The sequence below is a fragment of the Streptomyces sp. NPDC051064 genome, from assembly GCF_044455985.1.
Classification (GTDB): domain Bacteria; phylum Actinomycetota; class Actinomycetes; order Streptomycetales; family Streptomycetaceae; genus Streptomyces.
This window is the reverse complement of sequence record NZ_JBITFK010000016.1, coordinates 50,178-72,288: the sequence shown is the minus strand read 5'-3', so window position 1 is coordinate 72,288 and position 22,111 is coordinate 50,178. Positions and strand designations below refer to the sequence as shown.

Genomic DNA, 22,111 nt, shown 5'->3' with positions numbered 1-22,111 from the left:
TTGCCGCCGAGGTGCATCAGGAACGTACGGTCGGAGACCTTGCCGAGGATGACGCCCTCGATGTCGCGCAGGCCTTCGACGATCTCGTCCGCGTGCGAGGTCGAGGAGGCCGCGATCGTGACGTCGATGCCGAGACGGTCGGCATCGGAGGAGATGACGTCGAGCGCGGTCACCGAGCCGCCCAGCGCCTCCATGGTGGCGGTGAGCCGGGAGACGGCGTTGCCTCCCGCGGGGACTTCGAGCCGGATGGTCATCGAGTAGGAGACGCTGGGCGCGCTCATGGAATGGTCCTCATCTGTCTTCTTGGTGCGCGGCGGCATGGGGGTGCCACCGGTGCGTGCCGTGGGGAACGTGCCGCTAGGCCGGCGGGGTCACTTGGTCGCGTCGGCCTTGGTGCTGTCGACCTTGGCCGAGCCGAGCGCGGCGGTCTCGACGGGCTGCGGCGGCGTGGTGCCGGAGCTCAGGACCGCGCGGGCCTGGTCCATGTCGATGTCCTTCTCCCACTTGCCGATCACGATGGTGGCGACGGCGTTGCCGAGGACGTTGATGAAGACGCGGCCCTCGTTGAGGATGCGGTCGATGCCGACGATCAGGGAGAGTGCGGCCAGGGGCACGTGGCCGACCGCGGTGACGGTGCTGGCGAGCACGATGAACGCGCCGCCCGCGATCCCGGCGGTTCCCTTGCTGGTGAGCATCATGACGCCGACCATGATCAGCTGCTGCTGCCAGGAGAGGTCGATGCCCATCGCCTGGGCCAGGAACAGAGATGCCATCGTGAGGTAGACCGCAGAGCCGTCCAGGTTGAAGGAGAACCCGGAGGGGATGACGATGCCGACCACGGGCCGGCCGATGCCAAGGATCTCGAGCTTGCGTACGAGTTGCGGCAGGACGGCCTCGCTGGAACAGGTGCTCAGGGCGACGAGCAGCTCGGCCTTGAGGAAGCGCATGAGTCCGAACAGGCTCAGCCGGCAGGCCCGCATGATGGCCCCGAGGACCACCAGGACGTAGAGGATGCAGGTGGCGGTGAACAGGATGATGAGGTAGCCGAGTTGCTTGAGGCTGTCCGCGCCGTAGGTGGCGACGACGGTCGCCAGGGCGCCGAACGTGCCCAGGGGTGCCAGCCGCATGACCCAGCCGACGATGCGGAAGACGACGTCCGAGAGCGCCTTGATGCCGCGGGTCAGGGGTGCGCCGTCCTCGCCGGCCATGTTCAGGGCCACGCCGAAGATGATCGAGACCATGAGGGCGGCCAGGATCGCGTCTCCGGTGATCGCGCCCAGCAGTGAGGTGGGGATCAGGGAGGAGACGAATCCGGTGAGGGTGGCGTGCTCGGTTGCGGTTTCGGGTACGTCGTCCGCGTTCAGCGAGGCGGGGTCGACGCTGAGGCCGGAGCCGGGCTGGAAGACGTTGGCGATCACCAGCCCGATGAGCATGGACACGAAGGAGAGCACCAGGAAGTAGCCGATCGCCTTCACGCCGATCCGGCCTGCCTTGCGCAGGTTGTCCATGGAGGCGATGCCGGTGGTGACCACGCAGAAGACGACCGGGATCACGATCATCTTGACCAGCGCGATGAACCAGTCGTTGAGCGGCTTGAGCTCCTCACCGAGTCCGGGTGCGAGGATGCCGACGGCGATGCCGAGGACCGCGGCCAGCACGACCTGGAACCACAGCTCGCGTATCAGGCGGTTCAGCCGTGACCGCTGGGGGCGGTCGGCGGTGGTGGTGCTTGTCATCGTTGGTGCTCCCTTGCACGACGATCGTGTGTAGCCCTGTCCCGTGGGGGGGGCGGGGGACGTGAAGCGGCTCGCGTCCCCGGGTCGTACGTGGCGCTCGGTGGCGCCGGCGGCAGGGGGCCCGCTGCCTGAGCGGGCCGCCCTGCCGGTGCCGGTCAGTTGTGCAGGTCGCGCAGCACCTTGTAGAAGGCGGCCTTGCCTTCGAAGCCGATGCCGGGGGTGTCGGTCAGGCCGACCCGACTCTTCTCGACGACGGCGTCGTCGGCGAAACCGCCGGTGGGCTGGAACTCACCCGGGTAGGACTCGTTGCCGCCGAGCTTGAGGGCGGCGGCGATGTGCAGGGAGAACTGGTGGCCGCCGTGTGGGATGCAGCGACGGGAGGACCAGCCGTGCTGGCGGAGCATCTCCTGGATGCGCAGGTACTCGGTGAGCCCGTAGGAGAGAGCGGGGTCGAACTGGAGGGTGTCGCGGTCGGGGCGCATGCCGCCGTAGCGGATCAGGTTGCGGGCGTCCTGCAAGGAGAAGAGATTCTCGCCGGTGGCGATGGAGCCGGTGTAGTGCTCGGCGACGGTGGCGTTGAGGTGGTAGTCGAGCGGGTCGCCGATCTCCTCGTACCAGAACAGGCCGTAGGGCTCGATGGCCCGCCCGTACTCGAGCGCGGTGGTGAGGTCGAAGCGGCCGTTGACGTCGACGGCCAGCCGGGAGCCGTCGCCGTCCAGGACGTCGATGACGGCCTCGATGCGTCGCAGGTCCTCGGTCAGGGCGGCGCCACCGATCTTCATTTTCACGACGTCGTAGCCCAGGTCGAGGAAGCCGCGCATCTCGTCCTGCAGGTCGGTGAGGGTCTTGCCGGGCGCGTAGTAGCCGCCCGCGGCGTACACGAACACGGAGTCGTCGGGCCGGCCGTCGCCGTGGCGCTCGGACAAGTACTGGTACAGCGGCTTGCCCTCGATCTTGGATGCCAGGTCGAACAGGGCCATGTCCACCACGCCGACCGCGACCGAGCGCTCGCCGTGCCCGCCGGGCTTCTCGTTGCGCATCATCACGTCCCACGCCTTGGCCGGGTCCAAGCCGCCTTGCTCGTCAAGCAGGCTGCCGGGCTCGGCGTTCAGCAGGCGGGGCAGGACACGGCGGCGCAGGATCTCACCGGCGCTGTAGCGGCCGTTGGAGTTGAAGCCGTAGCCGACGAGCGGCTTGCCGTCACGGATGACGTCGCTCTCGATCGCCACGATCGAGCAGTCCATGGAGCTGAAGTCGATCCAGGCGTTACGGATCGAGGAGCTGATCGGAACTACGCCCTCGTAGACGTTGGTGATCTTCACTGTGAACCTTTCTAATATCTTATAAGTTACGTCGCTGTTAGGCTGAGGTGTCCTCACCGGGACTGTCAAGGGGGTGCGAGCACCCGGAAAGGATTCGCACGGGGCGATGGCCGACACGAACCTGTTCCTCAGCAAGAGCGACCTCGCATACGCGGAGCTGCGCGGTCAGATCCTCTTCGGCACGCTGCCCGCGGGGTCACGGCTCGCGCAGTACGACCTCGCCGAGTCCCTGAACATGAGCATCACCCCCTTGCGCGAGGCCATCCGCCGCCTCAGCAGTGAAGGGCTCGTCACCGTCGAGACCCACCGCGACGTCCGGGTCTCCACCATGACTTCGGACGAGGCCCGCCAGCTGTTCGAGGTCCGCCTGTCCCTGGACCCGACCGCCGCCGAACTCGCAGCCCAGCGACGTACCGACGACGACATCGCGACCATGCGGGCCGCCGTCGACAAGCTCCTGCCCGTCACCCGCCAATGGGGAGAGGAAGCGCTCACGGCCCACCGCGCCTTCCATCAGGCGTTGTACCGGGCGTCGCACAACGACGTGCTCATCGGTCTTCTGGACGATCTCTGGGACAAGTCCGACCGCTACCGGCGCCTCGGCCTTGAACTTCCGCCCGGCGACGAACCCCGCACCCGGGACCTCCAGGAGCATCACCAGCTTGTGGATCTCATCGACGACGGCCGGGCGGCCGAGGCCGCCCGGCTGATGCGTGACCACATCGCCCACAGCCTCACCGCCACCGCCATCAGCGCTCTCGAAGACCGTGAAGGCGCCCACACGGTGTGATGCGCTGATGGACATCAGGAAGCTGGAGTACTTCCTGGCGATCGTCGACTGCGGCGGCTTCAACCGGGCTGCCGCCGTGCTCTACGTCTCCCAGCCGTCCCTGTCCCAGGCGGTCCGCGCGCTGGAGCACGACCTGGGATCCGAGCTCTTCCACCGGATCGGCCGGCGCGCCGTGCTCACCGAAGCGGGCAGAGCGCTGATCGAGCCGGCCCGCGCGGCCCTACGAAGCCTGGACACCGCCCGAGCGAGCGTTGCATCCGTGCATGAACTGCGCACCGGACGGCTGGACGTGGCCTCCATGCCGTGCCCTCGCGGCCAAGTTCGTGCTGGAACCCGCCCGCTTCGACGTCGTCGTGGCCGGAACGGTTGAGCATCATGGCTGCCGACCAGATCGCGCCCAGCGGATTGGCGACGCCTTGACCAGCGATGTCCGGGGCGGAGCCGTGCATCGGCTCGAACATGGACGGGAACTCCCGCTCCGGGCTGAGGTTGGCGGCCGGGGCGATGCCGATGGATCCCGCGACCGCGGCGGCGAGGTCGCTGAGGATGTCGCCGAAGAGGTTGGAGCCGACATCGAGCACATCCACGACACCGACACCCACGAAACAACGTGGACCGTAGCCGCGTACGAGACACCCGTCTCCGACCGCACGTGGGTCCTCACCGCCACCGGCGCCACCCCGGCACCGGTGCTGCGCGGGCTACTGCGTCACCTTACCGATGCCGACATCTCGGACACTACTCTCGGCTTTCCCGTGGGCGAGAAGACCGTGACCGCTTCCACTCGCCCCCTCTCCGAAGCCGGGTGGAGTCACACCGTGGACGGACGAGGGATCCGCTGGATGTCCCCCGCAGGAGACGCCGGGATCCAGTTCGACGCCTTCGCGGCCCAGCGTCCGACCCAGAACCAGGCCACCTGGACGATCTGGGGCGGCCCGAACCCCGACCGCCCCGCCTGGACCCTCACCGCGTCCCCATACACACCCAGCTCGCTGCTGGCCGACCTCTCCGAAAACCTCCCCCACGGAATCGGCAACCGCCAGAAGCCGGCCACGAGCCGCCAGCGCCTGACAAGCCCCGTCGCCACTTCACCGGCCACACCTGTCGCTACCCGTGCCAGCCACCAACCCAGTCGTACGCGCTGATCGGCAGAGGCCGAAATGACGCAACATAGCGCGGAAAAAACGCTGGCGGCGTTCCACAGGCCATCGGCCGGATCCCAAGCCCTTTCAGCTGCAGAGGAGAGCACTTTCACTCACTCGTATGAGGCACTCGACCAACGCTCACGCTCACTGGTGTCCTGTGACAACGAAGGTTGAGGAGTGCCATCGAAGTCTGAGCGATCAGCTCGCTGACGACCAACGAAGGACGTGGGTGTACGCCGGGGATTTCACGTGCGCGTACGGAGACGCTCCCCGCGGAAGGCGAGCCAGGTCGTGAGACAGGCCGTGGCGCCTAGGCCCGCGACGGCCGTGGCTCCCGCCCAAGCTGCGCTACCCGTGTGCACGGCGTAGGCGCCGATGACGGCCATCAGCATGTAGAACTCCACGAGCAGGGTGAACGCAACCGCTTCCGGTGCGGTCCATCCCCCGGTGGCGGTCGGCAGATCCGTCACTGGTCCTCCAGCAGCTTCCTCCCCCGAGATCACAGTGCGCGCCGGCCGGGGGACAGGACCGTCCAGCGCTTCGACCACTCCCTCCGCGGCGGGCTGGACTGGGCGGCGGCGAGCGAGGCGCCACCGCGCCACGAGATCCACGGCAGCGACATCGGGGTGATCGGCGCCTCCCGCACCGGCCGGGCCTACATCCGGATGGTCCGGGCGATGGGAGCGCGGGTGCGCGTCACCGACCCGTACCTCTCCGACGCGGACGCCCGGGAGCTCGGCGTGGAATCCGTTCCGCTGGAGACGCTGCTCACCGGCAGCCCGATCGTGGCCGTGCACGCCCCGGTCACCGAGGAGACCCACCGGATGCTCGGCGCCGAGCAGCTGGCGCTGATGCCTGACGGGGCGGGTCTGGTGAACACCGCCCGCGCGTGGCTGGTCGACCAGGACGCGCTCCTCGCCGAACTGACCACCGGCCGGCTGGACGCGGCGCTCGATGTCTTCGACGCCGAGCCGCTGCCCATCGGCCACCCCTTCCGCTCCCTGCCGAACGTGCTGCTCACCCCGCACCAGGCGGCCGGCAGCGTCGAGTGCAGGCAGCGGCTCGGCGCCAGCGCCGTCAACGAGGTGCTGCGCCTGCTCGCGGCGCGTCCACCGGTCCATGCCGTCACCGCCGATGCCCTTGTCCGGCTGCGCTGAGCGTTCGTATCCGTACGCGTCCCTGGCAGGAGACCGGCCCTTCATACGGCCGGCGGCCGTCAGGGGCGGATGACGATCTTTCCCACGTGCTCCCTGCGGGCGAGCTGCTCCTGCGCCTGAGCGGCCTGGTCCAGCGGGAACGTCGCGGCGACCACGGGCTGGATCCCGGCCTGGCGGGCGAGCTCCATGAGGAGGCCGAAGTGCGTGGGTGTGTGCATCGCGGAGCCGATCAACTGCGCGTTGTGCAGGTAGAGGCGGCGCACGTCGAAGGCCACGTCGAACCCGCCGAGCGCGCCGGCGACGACCCATCGGCCGCCCTCGCGCAGCAGCGGCAGGCACTCGCTCACCAGGTCCCCGGCGACCACGTCGAGTGCGACGTCGATGCCCTCCGGGGCGGCGGCGCGGATCTGCCCGGCGACGTCGTGCGCACGGTCGATGACGTCGTGGGCGCCCGCCTCGCGCACCGCGTCGACCTTGGATCCGCTGCTGATGGCGAGCACCCTCGCACCGCGCGCACGGGCGATCTGGATCAGCGCGAGGCCGACACCGCCGGACGCTCCAGAGACCAGGACGGTCTCCCCCTCCCGCAGCCGGCCCCGCTCGATCATGCCCAGCGCCGTGCCGTAGGCCGTCGGCAGCGTCGCGAGCTGTTCGTCGGTGAGCGGGGATTCCGTCACGTCGTGCACCTGCGCGGCCGGCGCGGTCACGTACTCGGCGTAGCCGCCGTCGCGCTCGCTCCCCATCAGGCCCACCGGGTTCGCGTCCGGGCCTTCGGTGTCGTAGATCGCCGGGTCGACGACCACACGGCGACCGACCAGGCCCCCGTCCACGCCGGCGCCGACCGCCACGACCCGGCCGGCCACGTCGGCGCCCTGGATGCGCGGGAAGGCGATCGGGCCCCGCCAGCCCGACAGCGCCTTCGGGTCTCCCGGGCGACCGTAGGCGCCCTCCCGGGTCCACAGGTCGGTGTTGTTCAGCGCTACGGCGCTCACCCGGACCAGCACCTCTCCCGCCCGCGGGGAAGGCACGGCCACCTCTGTCAGCTCGAGAACCTCCGGCCCGCCGTGCTCCGCGATCCGCACCGCTCGCATGGTCTCCGAGACACCCATCGTTCGAACCTCCTCATCGATATACTGATCTGTATACCTTGTCCACGGTACACCGATCAGTGAAGAGGCGCCCGATGCCGGAAGCCCAGCCCATGACACCGGCAGGCCGCCGCATCGTGGCGGCCGCCGAGGAGCTGTTCTACAACCGCGGGATCACTGCGGTCGGCGTGGATCTGATCGCTGAGCACTCGGGCGCGACCAAGCGGACCCTCTACAACCGGTTCGGTTCGAAGGACCACCTCGTGGCGGCCTACCTCATGGAGCGTGACCGCCGCTGGCGGTCCCTCGTCCGCGCCGCCGTCGACGCCTCCGACGACCCCGTCGAGGTCGTCACCGCGCCCTTCGACGCGCTGCGGACCTGGAGCGGTACCAACACCCGCGGATGCGCGTTCATCAACGCGCTGGCCGAGCTCCCGGACCCCTCGCATCCCGCGCACCGCATCGCCGTGGACCAGAAGCTCTGGCTGCTGAACCTGTTCGGCGATCTGGCCACCGCGGCGGGCTGCCCGGAACCCGCTGTTCTCGCCACCCGGCTCCTCGTGCTCCACGAGGGCGCTCTCGCCACGCAGCCGCTCCCGCTCGAAACCCTTTCGGCAAGCATCGACCTGGCACGAGCCCTGGTCCGGGCCGGTGCGCCCGGGAGCCGCTGACCAAGGCTCCCTGTCGTCGGTGGTCAGGTGGGACCGTCGTCGGAAGAGAGACCGCTGATCGCTTCCGCGACCTCCCGTACGACCGCGCGGGTGTCGGATTCCGTCGCCAGCCAGGTCGTCATGATCAGCGGCATGTCGACGAGCGGCCCCCAGCACCATGCCGGCAGTTGGGCCGCCGCGGTGTGGGCGGCCACCAGCACCGCGTCTGAGCCGGTCGCGCAGGCATGCGCGAGGGCGTGTTCGGTGAATCGGGAGAAGTGCCAGTGAGGCCGGATGCCGGCGGCCTGCGCGGCCGCGATGAGCCCGTGCTGCTGGGCCGGAACCTGGTCCTGGGAGTGCAGGAGGATCCGCAGGCCGTCGAGGTCGGTCAGCCGGTACGTCCCCTCGGCTGCCAGGGGATGATCCGGCCGGACGGCGATTCCGAGCGGGTCCCGCCGCAGTCTCCGCACCGTAGGCCCTTCGGGCGGAGGCTGGTGCACGAGGCAGATGTCCAGCCGTCCTTGTCCGAACAGCCGGAGCTGTTCGAAACTACTGGCTTCGACGTAGTCCGGTTCCGCACGGGGGACCCGGGCCCGGATGGCGTCGACGACGTCGATCAGCCAGGAGCCTTCGGTTCCCGGTGGGACGCCGACCGTGACCGCTTGGCGGACGGGCTTCGCACCGGCCACCGTCTCCCGGGTCGCGTCGGCCATCGCGAGCAACTGGTGGGCATGCGGCAGCAGGGCCTGGCCGGCCGGTGTGAGCTCGACGCCCCGCGAGGTCCGCTGCAGCAATTGCCGCCCGAGCACCCGCTCCAGATGAATGATCTGGCGGCTGAGGGAGGGCTGGGAGAGCAGCAGGCGCTGCGCCGCACGGTTCAGCGATCCCTCTTCGGCGACCACCACGAAGTATCGCAGGTGACGCAGTTCCATCCGGTCCCCCGAACACCTCTCGGTAATGCCTCATGAGCATATCCGGTCTGTCGCAAAGGACTTGGACAGCGGAGGGGCCAGCGGGCTCTAATGGAGCGATCCGGCCACGGACCGTGCGACATAGGGCGGCCCGGGGCGCCAGGCGATTCTGTCCGCCTCTGGATCCGGTGCCGGACCTGGTGCTTTCCGTGACCGAGTCCGGATACATGAGGAGCGAATGGCGGGTCTCCACTGCAGAGGGAGCGGGCCGGTCCGATCCCACGCCCCGACAACCCACCATTCTGCGCGCGAGGCGGGAGCATACGTGATGCCGTTCATCGATCTGCCCGACGTGACTCTGTTCCACATCGACCGGCAGCCCTCCGCCGGCGTCCCGCACACCTGTGCCCTCAGCATGCCGACCGTGCTGATCCACGGCCTGTGGGGCAGCGCCGACACCTGGACCCACCAGCTCCCCCGTCTACGGACCCGTTGCCGCACGCTCGCCGTCGACCTGCGCGGGCACGGCCGCACCGGGCCGTCCGCCGGCGGGTACTCGACGGACCGTCATGCTGCGGATGTCGAAGCCTTCGTCGAACGGCTCGCGCCCGGCCCGGTGGTCCTGATCGGACATTCGATGGGCGCATCGGTGGCAGCCGTACTGGCGGCCCGCCGGCCCGACCTGGTGCACGCCCTGGTGTCGATCGACCCGGACTACGCCGGCACCGACGACAGCCGGGCTCGCATGCGGGCGCTGGCCGACGAACTCGACGGCCCATCGGCCGAGGCCGCCGCGTCGAGGATCATCTCCGCCCTGGCCCAAGGACCCGAGACGCCCGCGCACATCGTCGAACGGCACCGGCTGGCCGCCATGCGGCTGTCGCCGGAGACCCGGGCGCGCATCTTCCGGCACAACGCCTTCCACCCGGGCAGTATCCGGTTCCGGCCCGAATCCGACGCCCTGCTCCGCCGACGGCCTCAGCCGGTGCTGGCCCTGCACCGCGACACGGCCCGGATGCGCGCCGATGAACAGTCCTTCACCCACCCGGGCAGCAAGGCCGTCGCCGTCCAGGGCACCGGGCACTTCTTCCACCAGGAGATTCCCGCGTACGTGAACTCCGAGATCGACCGCTGGCTGGCCACACTGCCCCCGCCGCCTTCCTGAGCTCGACGCAGGGGACGTCACCGCCTGACCGCGGGACCGCGGCACCTTCCGGCAGGAGCGATGACGCCGGTCCCGGATGACACGCCCCCGGCTCGTCACGCGTCGCGCAACCCCAGGGCATCGAGGACCACTTCGGCGACCTCGTCGGAACTGCGGGCGTCGGTGGCCACCACGACCCGGGCCACCTCGGCGTACAGGGGGCGGCGGGCCTCCATCAGCTCGCGCCAGCGCCGACGCGGGCTGTCGCCCAGCAGCGGCCGGGGGGTGTCCAGTCCGGTGCGTCGCATGGCCTCGGCATGCTCCACCGTGAGGTGGACGACGGGGTGCCGGAGCAACAGGGCACGGGTCGAGGCGTCCAGGACGGCGCCGCCGCCGAGTGCGAGCACCCCACCGTGTCCGGCGACCGCGTCCCGCACCGCCCGCTTCTCCAGGTCACGGAAGTACGGTTCACCCTCTTCGGTGAAAATGTCTCTGATCGACCGTCCACGGGCGGCCACGATGTCGTCGTCGGTGTCCCGGAATCCGCAGCGGAGTCTCTCGGCCAGCAGCCTGCCGACCGTGGACTTCCCCACGCCCATGGGACCGACCAGGACGACGCGCGGCCCGCTCACCGGACCCACGGAGGCTCGGCGACCGTCGCGCGTTCAGCCAAGATCGTCATGACACCCCTTCTGAATTCCGGTCGGCCGGAATTGTTCATCGACATGTCTCCCGCGTATCCGGCCGACCGGAGGAACTCAAGTTTCGGCCGCGCCGCCGCCTTTCGGCTTCGGCCTGTCGACCAGTCTCCCCCTGGTCTCAGGACCAGGCCCGCGTACGGCATTCCGCCGTACACCACAGGTGGCCCGGAATTGCCTCTCCGGTCGACCGGTGTGGGTTAACATTTTTTTCAGTCGCCGCTTCATGCCCGCGATTTTCGCTCTGGAACACCTTTCTCGAACTCAACGCGTCGCCCTGTCGATCGCGCACGAAAGGCTCACCATGACTGCATCTTCTTCCTCTGATTCCATCCATGTCGTGAAGGAGGCCCGCGCCGCCCTCGACGCCTTTCTCGACGGGCTCAACAGCCATGATCTGGAGAAGTGGACCAGCACTCTTCATTTCCCCCAGGTCCGTATCCATGAAGGGGCTGTGACGCTCTGGCAGAATCCCGAGGAGTACATACGGAGTTCGCAGGCGGAACTCGAGGCGCTGCTCTCGTCGGGCTGGCACCACAGCGCCTGGGCCGAGGTCGAGTTCCCGCAGGTCTCCGCCGATCAGGTGCACGCCCAGGTGCGGTTCAGCCGGCATGACGCCGAGGGACGCCCGCTCGGCGTCTTCGACTCGGTCTACGTCGTGACGCGGCAGGGCGAACGGTGGGGCGTGCTCGCCCGGATCGGTTACGAGGCCGCCTGAGCACAAGGAAACCCGCGGTGGCGGGCGGGCCGGGGGATGTACCCGTCCGCCACCGCGGGTTGTTCGTGGCGGCTCCGGCCGGTGTCAGGGACAGACCGTCGACAGGGTCTCGCGCAACGCGGAACCGATCCTGGCGGCCAGGACGTGCTCGCCGGCCGCCGTCGGATGCAGTCCGTCGGCGAAGACCTCGGCCGCTTCCGAGACCGGGACGACGGCGAGTCCGTCCACGGTGCGGAGGTTCTTGTCACCGAGCCCTTCGAGCACCCGCACCGCCTCCTCGGTGTACGCGCGCACCTGCTCCAGCGTCAACCCGACGTTGTTCGCGGCCCGTTCGCGCTCCGGTGACGACAGAGGGGTGATCACCGCGATCGGCACGTCGGGGTGTCCGTCCCGGATGGTCTCGATGAAACCGCAGACCGCGGGGGCCCAGCTGCGCACCGAGAACGTGTCCCGCGTGTATACGTTGATCCCCAGTTCCAGCGAGATCAGGTCGGCCGGCAGGGCCCTGATCGTCCGGGCGACCACGCCATCGAGGTGCGCCTCACCGGCGAAGCCGAGGTTGTGCAGCCGCCAGCCCTGCTCCGCCGCGACGAGCGCGGTCCAGGTCTCCGACGGCCCCGAGGCGAACATGCTGTGCGTGAGGGAGCTCCCGTACGTGACCCAGCGCGGGCCGGTGCGCTCCGCGGGCAGCACCGTGCTCCGCCCGCGGAAGCCGATCTCTCCGACGAGCGCGCGGCCCAGATTCGGCAGCCACACCTCCACGTCCCGGAGCCCGCCGTCGGCCGACGGGGCGGCGGCCGGGGCCAGTGGGACGGAGATCTCCCGCTCGCCGGAGATCTCGACGCGCCGTTCCAGGACTCCGTCGACCCGGATGTCCACCGGTGCGCTGCCCGCTTCCACGATCAGTCGCAGGACCAGCTCCTCCGCGTCCGTACGGACACCGCACCGGATGCCGGCGGGCATCGCCGCGAGGCGCGCGAAGTTGGGAGACAGCGTGGTGGCGAGCCGGTCCCCGGGAATCCGCCGGGGCAGCCAGGCCCCCTGGGACCATTCCGCCTGCGCGACCCCGTCCCAGGAGAGCCTGGGATCGTCGGGCGACAGCCACTCGGTGGCACCCTCCCCCGCCCCGGACCCCGCAGGCCCGCTCATGTGCGCCCGCCCTCGAGTCCGGCTTTCGGCTGGGACTGCACGGCCTCACCGGCACTCGGCTCCTCACCGGCACTCGGCTCCTTTTCGGCGCCCCCGGACGGGCCGGAGGCCCCGAGACCCACGGCCGAGGCGGCCGCGCCCACGAGCGAGAAGAGGCCGACCGCGAGGAAGGCGTGGTGGTACGTGCTCACCTCGTCCGCCGACCCCGCGGCCAGGACAGCCGCACCGACCGCGACACCGAGGCCGCCACCCAGCTGCACGGCCGACTGGATCAGCGAAGCCGCAAGGCCCTGCTTGTCGTCGGCGACCCCGCCGACACCCGCGATGTTGAAGCCCAGGAAACTGGTGCCGTTGCCCAGACCGTGGATGATCAGCGCCGGCAGCAGCACGGTGACGTAGGAGGCGTTCTCGTACGCGCGCAGGAAGAGGAGGATGCCCAGGCCCTGGAGCAGCAGGCCGACCACGGCGGGGATGCGCAGACCGACCTTCCCGATGAGGCGGGGGGCGATGTTCACCGCGATCAGGATGGACACGGCCATCGGCACGATCGCCATACCGGCCTTCAGGGCGCTGTAGCCGAGTGTGTTCTGCAGGTAGAGCAGGGCGATGAACTGCCAGCCGATGGTGGCGCAGGCCCAGGCGATGCCCACGATGTTGGCGGTGGACAGGGTGCGTGAGCGGAAGATCGAGAGGTCGACCAGTGGGTCCGTACGCCGGCTCTGGATCACGACGAAGACGACGAGCAGCACCACGGACGCCACCAGGCCGCCCACGGTGGCCGCGGAGCCCCAGCCCACCTCGGGGGCCCGGGTCAGCGCGAAGACGAGCAGCAGGACACCACCGGTGGCGGTGACGGCACCGGAGACGTCGAAGCTGGGGCGCCGTCCGGTCCGCTCCCCGTCGGGAGCGATCACACCGCGCACCGACAGCAGGACGACGGCCGCCACGACGAACGGCACGAAGAAGGTGAGCCGCCAGCTCAGCGAGGTGAGGAGTCCGGAGAAGACGAGGCCCGCCGCGTAGCCGCTGGCGCCGGTGAGGCCGAACATGCCCATCGCCCGGTTACGCTCCGGACCTTCAGGGAACGTCGTCGTGATGATCGACAGCGCGGCGGGCGCGATGAACGCCGCGGCGATGCCCTTGACGACGCGCGTGATGATCAGCAGCCACCCGTCCGTGACCAGACCGCCGGCGAGACTCACGACGGCGAACACCGCTGTGGCCCAGAAGAAGATCCGGCGCCGTCCGAACAGGTCGGCCGCCCGGCCTCCCAGGAGCAGGAACCCGCCGTAGGCGACGGCGTATCCCGAGATGACCCATTGCAACTGCTCGGCGCTGAGCCCCATGTCGTCCTGCATCTCAGGGAGTGCGACCCCCATCAGCGAGACATCCATGGAGTCCAGGAAGAGCTGCGCGCACAACACCAGGAGTACGAGGTTCTTGCGCGCGCTCATCCCCGGCGACGCCGCTAATGCTTCCGACTGCCGATCCGACATCTTCCCCGCCATTTCGTCTTGCAGACATCAATCTGCATGCCAACGATTGGCCATAAACGTAGCAGCGCAATCATCTTCAGTCAAACGATATGTGCGCCGCCTTTCAACCTCCGTCGCGAAAGAACGAGGGCCGGCGTCGCGTCGGGGCAGCGCGCCCCGGCACGACGCCGGCCACCGGTTGGTGCCGCGTTCAGCTCTCCTGCTTCCGCCCCCAGGCCGTGAACACCGCGAGGGAGAGGTCATGGAAGCCCGGGTCGGTCAACTCCCGGTAGGCAGCCTCGAAATCCTCGTCCGCCGCGAGGCCCTCGGCGACCACGGCCTCCCGCGTCTGCTCCAGCGTCAGCCGCCACCACTCGGCCTCGTTGTCACCGCCCGCTATCCGCTGGAAGCGAGCGTCGTAGCCGATGTCGTCGAGCCCCTTGCCCCGCAGGGGCACCGGAAGGTTGCGCGCCCACTCCGTGTCCGTACCCACGGCGCTCTCCAGGTGACTGCGGAAGGCCCGCATCACCTTGCGGTACGCCGGGTGCGGGGAGTCCTTGATGGGGAAGAACGAGGGTTCCTCGAGCAGCAGGACGCCGCCGGGCTTGAGCCATCGGGTGAGCCGGGCCACCGCCTTCTCCGGGTCCGGCAGATGAATGACGACATAGCGGGTGTGGATGAAGTCGAAGGTGCCCTCGGGGAAGTCCTCCGTGTAGACGTCGTGCCGCAGCACCTGCACTCCCACCTCGGACAGTTCGTCGAGGTAGGTCGTGTCGAGGTCGGTGACGGTCACCTCGGCGCCCTGTCCGGCCAGCCAGCGCGCGACCGACCCGCCGCCGCCGCCCACCTCCAGGACACGGTGTCCCGATGCCAGGCCCTGACGCCGGAAGTGGCCACGGGTGTGCTCGTCCAGGACGGACTCCAGCAACCGCAGCCTCTCGCGTTCGGTGGACACGGCATGACTGAACACCCCGTCCCTGTACCGCTCCTCGTTCCACTCCCAGCGTTCCCTGGACGGCCCGTCCGCGGGGGCCGCCGTGCCGGTTGATGCGGTCATCTGCGTTCTCCTTGATCGGTTCGAACTCGGCAGTGCGAGAGCCCGTGCGGGGCGCTCATACGAAAGTCGGCGGACGGATGGCTCCAGGAGCACACACGGCGAACCGCCCCCTCAGTCGATGAGGGCCTGGTTGACCAGCTGACGCAGACGGCTGTGCAGCGGATGGACGCTGGACGGCATGAGCTGGGTGAAGAACAGGACGGTCAACTGCTCCACGGGATCCACCCAGAAGATCGTCCCGGCCGCGCTGTGCCAGGCGTACTCACCCGCACCGGCCGGCACTCCGGCCGCCGCCGGGTCCTCGACCACGGCGAATCCCAGCCCGAAGCCGACGCCTGCGGTCGGCATCTCCGAGAAGACCGGACGGCCCACCGACTGCAGGTCGCCTCCGCCGGGCAGATGGTTGCGCAGCATGTGGCGCACGGTGCGCGGGCCCAGGATCCGCTCCCCCTCGAAGACGCCTTCCCCGAGCAGCATCTGGGTGAACCGGTGGTAGTCGCCGAGCGTGGTGACCAGCCCGGCACTGCCGGACAGGCAGGCGGGCGGGTGCAACGCGCCGGCTCCGAGGTGGTCGGCCCTGGCCGCGCGCCCGGTGGCCGGGTCCGCGGTGTAGAAGGCGGCGAGGCGGTCCGCCTTCTCCTGCGGCACATGGAAGGCGGTGTCGGCCATCCCGAGCGGCCCCAGGACGCGTTCGGCGAAGAACGCGTCGAGGCTCTTGCCGGACGCCACTTCGATCACACGGCCGAGCACATCACTGGAGACGCCGTAGTTCCAGGCGGTGCCGGGTTCGAAGAGCAGCGGGAAGCCGGCCCACTGCTCGCAGCAGGCGGCCAGGTCCAGCCCAGGCGGCGTGGCCCATTCGAAGCCGGCCGCCGTGTAGATCTCGTCGACCGGGTGGGCACGGTGAAAGCCGTAGGTGAGGCCCGAGGTGTGGCTGAGGAGGTGCTGGATCCGGATGGGGTTCGCGGCCGCGGTGGTGACCGGGCGCGCCGCGGGGCCTCGCTGGTAGACCCGTACATCCTCGAAGGCGGGGATGTAGCGGCTGACGGGGTCCTGGAGGCCGATCGTGCCGTCCTCGACCAGGGTCATCGCGGCGACGGAGGTGACCGGTTTGGTCATCGACCAGGCGCGGTAGATGGTGTCACCCTCGCTCGGCAGGTCGTTCTCCACATCGCGCCTGCCGTACTCCGCAAGGTGTGCCACCTTCCCCCTGCGCGTCACGGCCACCTGCCAGCCGGGCAGCCGGCCGTCGTCCACGTAGGAGGCCAGATAACGGTCGATTCTCCGTAAGCGGCCGGCATCCAGCCCGACCTCCGCCGGGTCGACCTCGATCTTGAGCTCGGGCACCTTGTCTCCTCGTGATCTCGCGATACCGTGACCGATGGTTCGATGGTTCGCAACTCATAGAACTATAGAAGAGGCTTACTCGGGACAACAAGTGCTTCCCGAGGCCGAGTTGGCGCAGATGCACCTCCGCGCCTCCTCACGAGGGGCACACCGGCACGCTGCCCACCGTCACGGTGTTGCCCTCTCTGATGTATCCCCTCGGGTCGCGCAGGGGGTGGCCGGCGTCGTCCGGGTCGAGGAAGGCCGTCCATGCCGCGTCGGATCCCCCGGTCGCCGCCATGCCGGCCACCCGGGCGCAGGCCCGCGTGTAGAAGCGCAGCACGGCCTCGGACATCGGCGCGAAGTGCTCGATCAGCACGGTGTGCTGGCGCACCCCGCTCAGCCCGGCCTCACCCAGCCACCGGTACAGCTCCCCGGTGCGGAGCAACTGCCGTGCGTAGCCCGGAGTCGCGGCTGCTTCACGGAAGAAGTCCGTGAAGCGGAAGGGATCCCCGGGGCGTACGGCGATCAGGGCCGCGTCGAGGTCCTTGACCGCCACGGTCCCGCCCGGGCGCACGACACGGCGGAACTCCGCCAGGGCGCGGGGCAGTTCCTCGTCGCTCAGGTATTGCGTGGTGTTGGCACACCAGACGGCGTCGAACGAGTCGTCGGGGTAGGGCAGTTGCAGGATGTCGCCCTGCCGGATGTCCGGCCCCCACGGCATGTCATGGGTCCGCATGCGAGCTGACGCGCGTTCGGTGTTCTCCTCGGCGAGGTCGAGGGCGGAGACCCGCCCCTCGGGGCCGACCGCCTCCGCCAGCCAGGGCAGAAAGGCGCCGGTGCCGCATCCGGCGTCGAGCACACGCCACCCGGCTCGGATGCCGGCCGCCTCCAACGTCGCACGGTACGGGCCGGCACAGGCGTCGAAGTGGGCGTCGACGATGTCCTCGTGGGTGAACCCGAGGCCGGTGGAGGCCGTGTAGCCCCAGGAGCTGTGGTCCGTCGTGAGCATCTCTACCGTCCTCCTCCTGCGGTGCGCAGCACGGCTGCGGCGTCGTCGTGCAGCGCGGTGAGCAGTTCCGTGGTCGGGCCGGGGGCTTCGAGCGGCGGGAGGTGGCCGGCACCGGGCAGGACGACGAGCGTCCCGCGCGGCAGGGCGTCCGCCGCCGCACGGCCTTCGGCGACGGAGACGAGTTCGTCCTCGTCGCCCACGACGACCAGTGCAGGCACGTCGGTCGCGCGCAGGACCTCAAGCGAGTCGGGCCGCGAGGCGATGGCCCGTTGCGCCCAGGCGACCGCCTCGGGGCGGGCGGTCCGCGCGGTCGCGAGGAGCTCCGCGAGCATCGTGGGGTGCCGATCCCGGCTGGTGGCGCCGAGGAGGGCGGGCGTGGTGGCCTCGACGAGCCGGCCACGCGTGGCGTCGCCCTGCATCCCGTCGGCGAAAGCACGGCGCCGGGCTGCCGCCTCGGGGCTGTCGGCCGTGGCACGGGCGGAGAGCAGGGCCAGGGCACTGACCCGTCCGGGGTGGCGGCGCAGGAACGCCATCGCCGTGTAACCGCCCATGGAACAGCCGGCGAGAACCACGTGGTCGATGCCCCGCCGGTCCAGTGCGGCGGCGAGGTCGTCGGCCACGACATCGAGGGAGGGCGACGCCGAGCCCAACGGCGCCGGCCCGAAGCCTCGTTGGTCGAGATCCAGGACCGTGTGCCCGCGGGCGGTCAGGGCCTGGGTCTGGGCCCTCCACATCGAGGAGTCCAGGGGCAGCGCGTGCAGGAGGACGATCGGCGTCCCGTCGGAGGCGCTCACCGGCCCGCGCTCCGTTCGGCGGCGGCGAGGAACGCGGCGACTTCCGGGGGCGGCGGGGTGTGCCGCAGCCGGGCGAGGGAGACCGGGGCGGGCGGGAGGTCCGGCACGGGGACGACCCTGATCCCGGGCGGCACGATCGCCTCCAGCGACCGGAACGACAGGTGCAGGGCGTCCGATCCGCCGAGGATCTCCACCATGTCGGCGACGCTGCCCATGGGATGGACCCGGCGGATCGGCGCTCCCCTCGGCGTGCGGGGCGGCACGACCTGGTCCCAGACGTAGGGAGGGAAGTCGCCCGGGCAGCGGAAGGCGTCGTAGGCGGTGATGTCCTCGATCGAGACGGACTCGTGGCCGGCCAGCGGGTGGCCCGTCCGGACCAGGACGGCTCTGCCGTCGAGAGCCACCGTCCGGCTGGTGACGATGTCCGACTCGTTCAGCGCGAACTTCACCAGCACGACGTCCAGTTCACCGGCGCGCAGCAGCCGGAACGGCTCCCGTACGTCGTAGGGCACGTAGCTCACCCTCTCCTCCTCGTACCCGGCCGCGGCGACGATCTGCCGGGCCTGGTGGGGCGAGCCGTGGACTCCGATGCGGAGCGGGCGGGCGACGGTGGAGGGCGGGGCTTTCGGCACTTCGGTTCTCCTGGGAGGCGTCAGTCCGGCGTATGCCCGGAGCTCGTAGGGGTTGCGGCCGTCGGTGTCCACACGCAGGGCCGCGTAAGGCGTGGGCAGTTCCGTCAGGCGTGGTACCGAACGCAGGGTCAGCCGGTCGCCGGGTCCGACCGTGCCGTCGATGACCGCCTCGGCCAGCAGGTGTCCGAGGTGGACCAGTGCGTCGGAGACGGTGAGGTGCTCCGTGGCGAGGTACAGGTCACGGTGGACCGGCTCACGGCCGGGGTCGCGTGCCGTGCCCGGAACGTCGATGATGACGGGCTGCCAGGCCGTCAGCGGACGTCGCCCGCTGAACGTCTTCAGCAGCCTGCGCAGGCCGGTCGTGGCCTCGTCCGGCAACGGCCCGGCCCAGGCTGCCGACCCGTCGGCGGCGATGTGCGTGAAGGTGAACCGCCGGCTCAGGTTGTCGGGGCGGCCGGCCAGGTAGACGGTCCGGGTCAGGGAGCGGCGCCAGGCGTCGGCCTGCTCCGGCGGCAGGGACAGCACGAACGCGCAGGTCTCCGCCGCCCAGGAGGCAAGCTGGAGGTCGCGGACGACGGCGACCGCCGACACCCCGCCGGGGCGGCCGGCGGCGTCCTCCTGGATCTGCTCCTTCGCCGCGAGCAGGGAGTGCGGGGTGACCGGGTTCACGCGGGCCGACAGGTCGGGGCGTGCGGCCCGGAGGCGCTCGCCTGCGACGGTCAGCAGCAGGTCCGGGGGAAGGGTCACAGGTACACCGTGGAGAGGAGGTCGCGGTCGATGGTGGGGCGGGCCCGGGCCGTCAGGGACGAGGTGAGCCGGTAGGGATCGACGTGGGTGTGGTCACGTCGGTGCCGGCGCAGGTCGTCCACGAGCGCCGGAACCCCGGGCCCGCGCTCGCTGGTCCGGCGCAGCAGCCGGCGCGCCCGGTCGAGGCTCCTCCGGAGGAGGTCGGTGCGGAAGGACTGCGCCTGTCCGGGGCCGAGGACGGCGACGAAGTAGAGCCGTACGCCGAGGCGTCGTACATCCGCGTCCTCGTCCGTGCCGATGGCCTTGAGCAGGGCGCCCGCCGTGTGATCCTGCCAGCCGCCGTGCCGCGCGGATCTGATCGTGCCGTCGATGGGCACGCGGCCGATCGGGACCCGGTGCACCTGGGGCCCCAGCCGGTTCAGCACGAGCTGCAGCAGCCGGTAGTCCGCGCCGAGCTCCGCGTCGTACAGCAACACGACCTCGTCGTACGCGGGCGCCATCGGGAGCAGTTCCCGCAGGGCGCAGGCGAGGTAGTTCGGGCGGCCGTCCGCCGTCACGATCTGGCGCAGCGGCAGACCGTGCCGAGTGGCGTCGAGGAACACGGGGCCGCCGCTGGAGCGCTGGTCGAGGCCCAGGCCCAGGGCGACGAGCCGCTCGATCATCTCCTCGGTACCGAACCCGGGTGGCTGACGTGCGGTCAGTCCGGGGTCATGGAGGCCGAGCCGGGCGTAGTGCCCGCGCCACAGTCGCAGGACGCGTTCGCTGGCCGGGTGCACCCAGCCGTGGCTCTCGACCTCGTGCGCGTAGGGACGCAGGGCGGCGGCCGGTGGCGGTGGGCCGGCCCGGAACCGGATGTACAACTCGCCGATCTCCTCCTCGGAAAGGAAGGCGTAGGGCAGGTCCTTCCGGGTGCGGTCGAGGTACTCCCAGAAGCCGAGGGTCTGCTCCGTGAGGTGGTAGGTCGTGGGGCTGTAGTGGTAGGTCACGTCGGCGAGGGGCGCGGTGGCCCGGAACATGACGTCGGTCCACAGCAGGCCCTTGAGGTGACTGGGAGTCAGCGGCTTGGCCGGGGTGACCGTGACGGGTGCGAGCAGCACCTTGCGACGCGCCTCGGATGGATGCGGTGCGGTCATGCGTACGCCTCGTTCCGGACGGCGGCGAGCAGTTCCTCCCGGGTCGGCGGGGGCGGCGCGGCCACGGCCGGTGCGGGGGCCGTCCGTACGCGCCGCCGGAACGCCTCGTCGTCGAGGACCTCCTCGACGGTCTCCAGGCCCATCAGCACACGGGTGAGGCCGCGCCACACGGCCCCGTCGGTGGAGGCCGCCCGGGCGACCTCCGGCAGTGCCGGGCGGCCGGACTCCGGTGCGGCCGGCGGCGGGCTTCCCGTGACCCCCGCCTGCCACAGGGCCGTCCGTGCCGTGTTCTCGCGAACGGCATGCTCGTACCACGACCGATAGACGCCGTCAGCGATGCGTGCGGCACGTTCGCCCTGCTCCTCGGCCACCGGCTCGTCCTCCAGGAGCTCCGCGAGCAGGAACGCGTGCCGCAGGGCCAGCGACATGCCCCGGCCGAAGAGCGGGTCGGTGACGCACGCGGCGTCCCCGACCGGATACAGGCCCGCGATCGTTCCGGCGCCGACGTCGGGGGCGCAGCACAGCTTGTTGGGCGGCAGGGTCATTGGGCGCACCTCACTGATCGCCTCGCCCACGATGGGATCCACCCAGGCGGCGAGGTGCGGCGAAAGGCGGGCGACCGCGGTGAACGGGCCCGGGTGCCGCATGCCTGTCGTCTCCGGATCCGCGGTCGGCACGCCGAGGGTCAGGGCGTACGTGTCGTTGTCGGCGAGGTGCGCGACCGCCGCGTAGTGGTCCCAGATGCCGCCGGCCGCGTTGCCGCGGTTGAGCGGTCCGGGCAGTGTGCCGGGAGACCTGAGCCGGTAGAAGCGGGTGAAGGCGCGCACCTGGGTGGGCGCGGTCCGTTCAGGCGCCGGGGACAGTCCGGCGGCGGTGAGCCAGGACCGGGAAGCCGCCCGGCGTCCGGTGGCGTCCACCACGGCGTGCGTGGGGATGCTCTCGCCGTCGCCGGTCACCAGGCCGGTGACCCGGCTCCCCGACGGCGTCGTGCGCAGGGCCACGACCGTGACGCCGTGGCTGATCCTGACGTTCGGCAGTGATCGCAGCACCTGGCGCAGGACCAGCTCGAAGACCGGACGGCGCACGGCGAGGGCCACGAGCTCCTCGTCGCCCGGCCGGCGGACCCCGTCGTCGGCCCCCGCCGGCAGCGCCCGCATGAGGTCGAGCATGCGTGCTCCGGCCTCCGAGGCCGCGTCGAGCACCTGCGGAGCATGGGCTCTCAGCACGCGTACGCCGAGCGAGGTCAGGACGTGGGAGTGACCGCTCTGCGGGACGGTGGGTCTCCTCCACAGCTCGGCCGCCTGCTCCGGCGGCCCTTCCGGTGGCACCGGCGCCTGCTCCAGCACCCTGACGGACAGGCCTCGCAGCGCCAGGGCGAGGGCGGCGGCGAGCCCGGCCACGCTGCCGCCCACCACGACGACGGCCCG

At 70.5% G+C, this 22,111-nt stretch carries 22 protein-coding genes and 3 pseudogenes; 7 read left to right on the top strand and 18 right to left on the bottom strand.

Features of this window, described 5'->3' with window-relative positions:
- From ACIBCU_RS36905 to ACIBCU_RS36895, 3 genes and pseudogenes are all read right to left on the bottom strand, one after another.
- Positions 1-281 (bottom strand): annotated as a pseudogene (locus ACIBCU_RS36905) (NAD-dependent malic enzyme); the annotation flags it as partial.
- Positions 282-371: 90 nt separating this feature from the next.
- Positions 372-1,736: a cation:dicarboxylate symporter family transporter gene (locus ACIBCU_RS36900; RefSeq protein WP_399236902.1), complete on the bottom strand. Its 1,365-nt coding sequence runs from the start codon at positions 1,734-1,736 to the stop codon at positions 372-374.
- Positions 1,737-1,891: 155 nt separating this feature from the next.
- Positions 1,892-3,058, bottom strand: coding sequence for a mandelate racemase/muconate lactonizing enzyme family protein (locus tag ACIBCU_RS36895; RefSeq protein ID WP_399236900.1), 1,167 nt, complete (start codon positions 3,056-3,058; stop codon positions 1,892-1,894).
- 106 nt (positions 3,059-3,164) lie between these two features.
- On the opposite strand from ACIBCU_RS36895, the gene ACIBCU_RS36890 reads away from it, so the two are divergent.
- Together ACIBCU_RS36890 and ACIBCU_RS36885 are read left to right on the top strand one after the other, a co-directional pair.
- Complete coding sequence (locus tag ACIBCU_RS36890; RefSeq protein WP_399236898.1) at positions 3,165-3,848, top strand: GntR family transcriptional regulator; 684 nt, start codon at positions 3,165-3,167, stop codon at positions 3,846-3,848.
- A 7-nt stretch (positions 3,849-3,855) separates the two neighbouring features.
- A pseudogene (locus tag ACIBCU_RS36885) lies at positions 3,856-4,152 on the top strand (LysR family transcriptional regulator); the annotation flags it as partial.
- Between the two features lie 46 nt (positions 4,153-4,198).
- On the opposite strand, the pseudogene ACIBCU_RS36880 reads toward ACIBCU_RS36885, so the two are convergent.
- Positions 4,199-4,420 (bottom strand): annotated as a pseudogene (locus ACIBCU_RS36880) (isocitrate/isopropylmalate family dehydrogenase); the annotation flags it as partial.
- Here ACIBCU_RS36880 and ACIBCU_RS36875 point away from each other — a divergent pair.
- Entirely contained in the window at positions 4,421-4,993 is a 573-nt protein-coding gene (locus ACIBCU_RS36875) for a DUF317 domain-containing protein (protein WP_399236908.1), read from the top strand. It begins immediately after the preceding pseudogene.
- Between the two features lie 245 nt (positions 4,994-5,238).
- Here ACIBCU_RS36875 and ACIBCU_RS36870 read toward each other — a convergent pair whose 3' ends face one another.
- Both ACIBCU_RS36870 and ACIBCU_RS36865 read right to left on the bottom strand, forming a co-directional pair.
- Positions 5,239-5,463 carry a hypothetical protein gene (locus tag ACIBCU_RS36870; protein WP_399236911.1) on the bottom strand — a complete coding sequence of 75 codons (225 nt, stop codon included), beginning with the start codon at positions 5,461-5,463 and terminating at the stop codon, positions 5,239-5,241.
- A gap of 29 nt (positions 5,464-5,492) precedes the next feature.
- Positions 5,493-5,615: a hypothetical protein gene (locus ACIBCU_RS36865; protein WP_399236910.1), complete on the bottom strand. Its 123-nt coding sequence runs from the start codon at positions 5,613-5,615 to the stop codon at positions 5,493-5,495.
- On the opposite strand from ACIBCU_RS36865, the gene ACIBCU_RS36860 reads away from it, so the two are divergent.
- Entirely contained in the window at positions 5,557-6,150 is a 594-nt protein-coding gene (locus ACIBCU_RS36860) for an NAD(P)-dependent oxidoreductase (RefSeq protein WP_399236906.1), read from the top strand. The genes ACIBCU_RS36865 and ACIBCU_RS36860 overlap by 59 nt on opposite strands.
- Before the next feature lie 59 nt (positions 6,151-6,209).
- Here ACIBCU_RS36860 and ACIBCU_RS36855 read toward each other — a convergent pair whose 3' ends face one another.
- Positions 6,210-7,259: a zinc-binding dehydrogenase gene (locus ACIBCU_RS36855; RefSeq protein WP_399236896.1), complete on the bottom strand. Its 1,050-nt coding sequence runs from the start codon at positions 7,257-7,259 to the stop codon at positions 6,210-6,212.
- 74 nt (positions 7,260-7,333) lie between these two features.
- On the opposite strand from ACIBCU_RS36855, the gene ACIBCU_RS36850 reads away from it, so the two are divergent.
- Positions 7,334-7,909, top strand: a complete 576-nt coding sequence (locus tag ACIBCU_RS36850) for a TetR/AcrR family transcriptional regulator (protein ID WP_399236894.1) — start codon at positions 7,334-7,336, stop codon at positions 7,907-7,909.
- Between the two features lie 23 nt (positions 7,910-7,932).
- On the opposite strand, the gene ACIBCU_RS36845 is transcribed toward ACIBCU_RS36850, so the two are convergent.
- The gene (locus ACIBCU_RS36845; protein WP_399236892.1) at positions 7,933-8,820 is read right to left on the bottom strand and encodes a LysR family transcriptional regulator; all 888 of its coding nucleotides are present in this window, start codon (positions 8,818-8,820) and stop codon (positions 7,933-7,935) included.
- 307 nt (positions 8,821-9,127) lie between these two features.
- On the opposite strand from ACIBCU_RS36845, the gene ACIBCU_RS36840 reads away from it, so the two are divergent.
- A complete protein-coding gene (locus tag ACIBCU_RS36840; protein WP_399236890.1) occupies positions 9,128-9,964 on the top strand; it encodes an alpha/beta fold hydrolase in 837 nt (278 codons plus the stop codon).
- Positions 9,965-10,059: 95 nt separating this feature from the next.
- Here ACIBCU_RS36840 and ACIBCU_RS36835 read toward each other — a convergent pair whose 3' ends face one another.
- Positions 10,060-10,575 (bottom strand): shikimate kinase, encoded by a 516-nt coding sequence (locus ACIBCU_RS36835; RefSeq protein WP_399236888.1) that lies wholly within the window; start codon positions 10,573-10,575, stop codon positions 10,060-10,062.
- Positions 10,576-10,945: 370 nt separating this feature from the next.
- On the opposite strand from ACIBCU_RS36835, the gene ACIBCU_RS36830 reads away from it, so the two are divergent.
- Positions 10,946-11,359, top strand: a complete 414-nt coding sequence (locus tag ACIBCU_RS36830; protein WP_399236886.1) for a hypothetical protein — start codon at positions 10,946-10,948, stop codon at positions 11,357-11,359.
- Between the two features lie 84 nt (positions 11,360-11,443).
- On the opposite strand, the gene ACIBCU_RS36825 is transcribed toward ACIBCU_RS36830, so the two are convergent.
- The 9 genes from ACIBCU_RS36825 to ACIBCU_RS36785 form a co-directional block, all read right to left on the bottom strand.
- On the bottom strand, positions 11,444-12,508 hold the full coding sequence (locus ACIBCU_RS36825) for a GDSL-type esterase/lipase family protein (protein ID WP_399236884.1): 1,065 nt from the start codon (positions 12,506-12,508) through the stop codon (positions 11,444-11,446).
- Positions 12,505-13,962, bottom strand: coding sequence for an MFS transporter (locus ACIBCU_RS36820; protein WP_399236882.1), 1,458 nt, complete (start codon positions 13,960-13,962; stop codon positions 12,505-12,507). The genes ACIBCU_RS36825 and ACIBCU_RS36820 overlap by 4 nt, the downstream gene beginning before the upstream one ends.
- A 232-nt stretch (positions 13,963-14,194) precedes the next feature.
- Entirely contained in the window at positions 14,195-15,040 is an 846-nt protein-coding gene (locus ACIBCU_RS36815) for a class I SAM-dependent methyltransferase (RefSeq protein WP_362929109.1), read from the bottom strand.
- Between the two features lie 111 nt (positions 15,041-15,151).
- Complete coding sequence (locus tag ACIBCU_RS36810; protein ID WP_399236879.1) at positions 15,152-16,387, bottom strand: serine hydrolase domain-containing protein; 1,236 nt, start codon at positions 16,385-16,387, stop codon at positions 15,152-15,154.
- A gap of 136 nt (positions 16,388-16,523) precedes the next feature.
- Positions 16,524-17,378 carry a class I SAM-dependent methyltransferase gene (locus tag ACIBCU_RS36805; protein ID WP_362929113.1) on the bottom strand — a complete coding sequence of 285 codons (855 nt, stop codon included), beginning with the start codon at positions 17,376-17,378 and terminating at the stop codon, positions 16,524-16,526.
- A gap of 2 nt (positions 17,379-17,380) precedes the next feature.
- On the bottom strand, positions 17,381-18,172 hold the full coding sequence (locus tag ACIBCU_RS36800) for an alpha/beta fold hydrolase (RefSeq protein ID WP_399236877.1): 792 nt from the start codon (positions 18,170-18,172) through the stop codon (positions 17,381-17,383).
- Complete coding sequence (locus tag ACIBCU_RS36795) at positions 18,169-19,551, bottom strand: DUF6182 family protein (protein ID WP_399236875.1); 1,383 nt, start codon at positions 19,549-19,551, stop codon at positions 18,169-18,171. Before ACIBCU_RS36795 ends, ACIBCU_RS36800 begins: the two co-directional genes overlap by 4 nt.
- Positions 19,548-20,684, bottom strand: coding sequence for a hypothetical protein (locus ACIBCU_RS36790; RefSeq protein WP_399236873.1), 1,137 nt, complete (start codon positions 20,682-20,684; stop codon positions 19,548-19,550). The genes ACIBCU_RS36795 and ACIBCU_RS36790 overlap by 4 nt, the downstream gene beginning before the upstream one ends.
- Complete coding sequence (locus ACIBCU_RS36785; protein WP_399236871.1) at positions 20,681-22,084, bottom strand: NAD(P)/FAD-dependent oxidoreductase; 1,404 nt, start codon at positions 22,082-22,084, stop codon at positions 20,681-20,683. Before ACIBCU_RS36785 ends, ACIBCU_RS36790 begins: the two co-directional genes overlap by 4 nt.
- Between the last annotated feature and the right edge of the window lie 27 nt (positions 22,085-22,111).

Coding starts and splice junctions, on each gene's coding strand:
- ACIBCU_RS36850 (WP_399236894.1), top strand. CDS start 7,334: ATGCCGGAAGCCCAGCCCATGACACCGGCAGGCCGCCGCATCGTGGCG.
- ACIBCU_RS36830 (WP_399236886.1), top strand. CDS start 10,946: ATGACTGCATCTTCTTCCTCTGATTCCATCCATGTCGTGAAGGAGGCC.
- ACIBCU_RS36845 (WP_399236892.1), bottom strand. CDS start 8,820: ATGGAACTGCGTCACCTGCGATACTTCGTGGTGGTCGCCGAAGAGGGA.
- ACIBCU_RS36825 (WP_399236884.1), bottom strand. CDS start 12,508: ATGAGCGGGCCTGCGGGGTCCGGGGCGGGGGAGGGTGCCACCGAGTGG.
- ACIBCU_RS36900 (WP_399236902.1), bottom strand. CDS start 1,736: ATGACAAGCACCACCACCGCCGACCGCCCCCAGCGGTCACGGCTGAAC.
- ACIBCU_RS36820 (WP_399236882.1), bottom strand. CDS start 13,962: ATGAGCGCGCGCAAGAACCTCGTACTCCTGGTGTTGTGCGCGCAGCTC.
- ACIBCU_RS36805 (WP_362929113.1), bottom strand. CDS start 17,378: ATGCTCACGACGGACCACAGCTCCTGGGGCTACACGGCCTCCACCGGC.
- ACIBCU_RS36840 (WP_399236890.1), top strand. CDS start 9,128: ATGCCGTTCATCGATCTGCCCGACGTGACTCTGTTCCACATCGACCGG.
- ACIBCU_RS36815 (WP_362929109.1), bottom strand. CDS start 15,040: ATGACCGCATCAACCGGCACGGCGGCCCCCGCGGACGGGCCGTCCAGG.
- ACIBCU_RS36865 (WP_399236910.1), bottom strand. CDS start 5,615: ATGTCGCTGCCGTGGATCTCGTGGCGCGGTGGCGCCTCGCTCGCCGCC.
- ACIBCU_RS36855 (WP_399236896.1), bottom strand. CDS start 7,259: ATGGGTGTCTCGGAGACCATGCGAGCGGTGCGGATCGCGGAGCACGGC.
- ACIBCU_RS36790 (WP_399236873.1), bottom strand. CDS start 20,684: ATGACCGCACCGCATCCATCCGAGGCGCGTCGCAAGGTGCTGCTCGCA.
- ACIBCU_RS36890 (WP_399236898.1), top strand. CDS start 3,165: ATGGCCGACACGAACCTGTTCCTCAGCAAGAGCGACCTCGCATACGCG.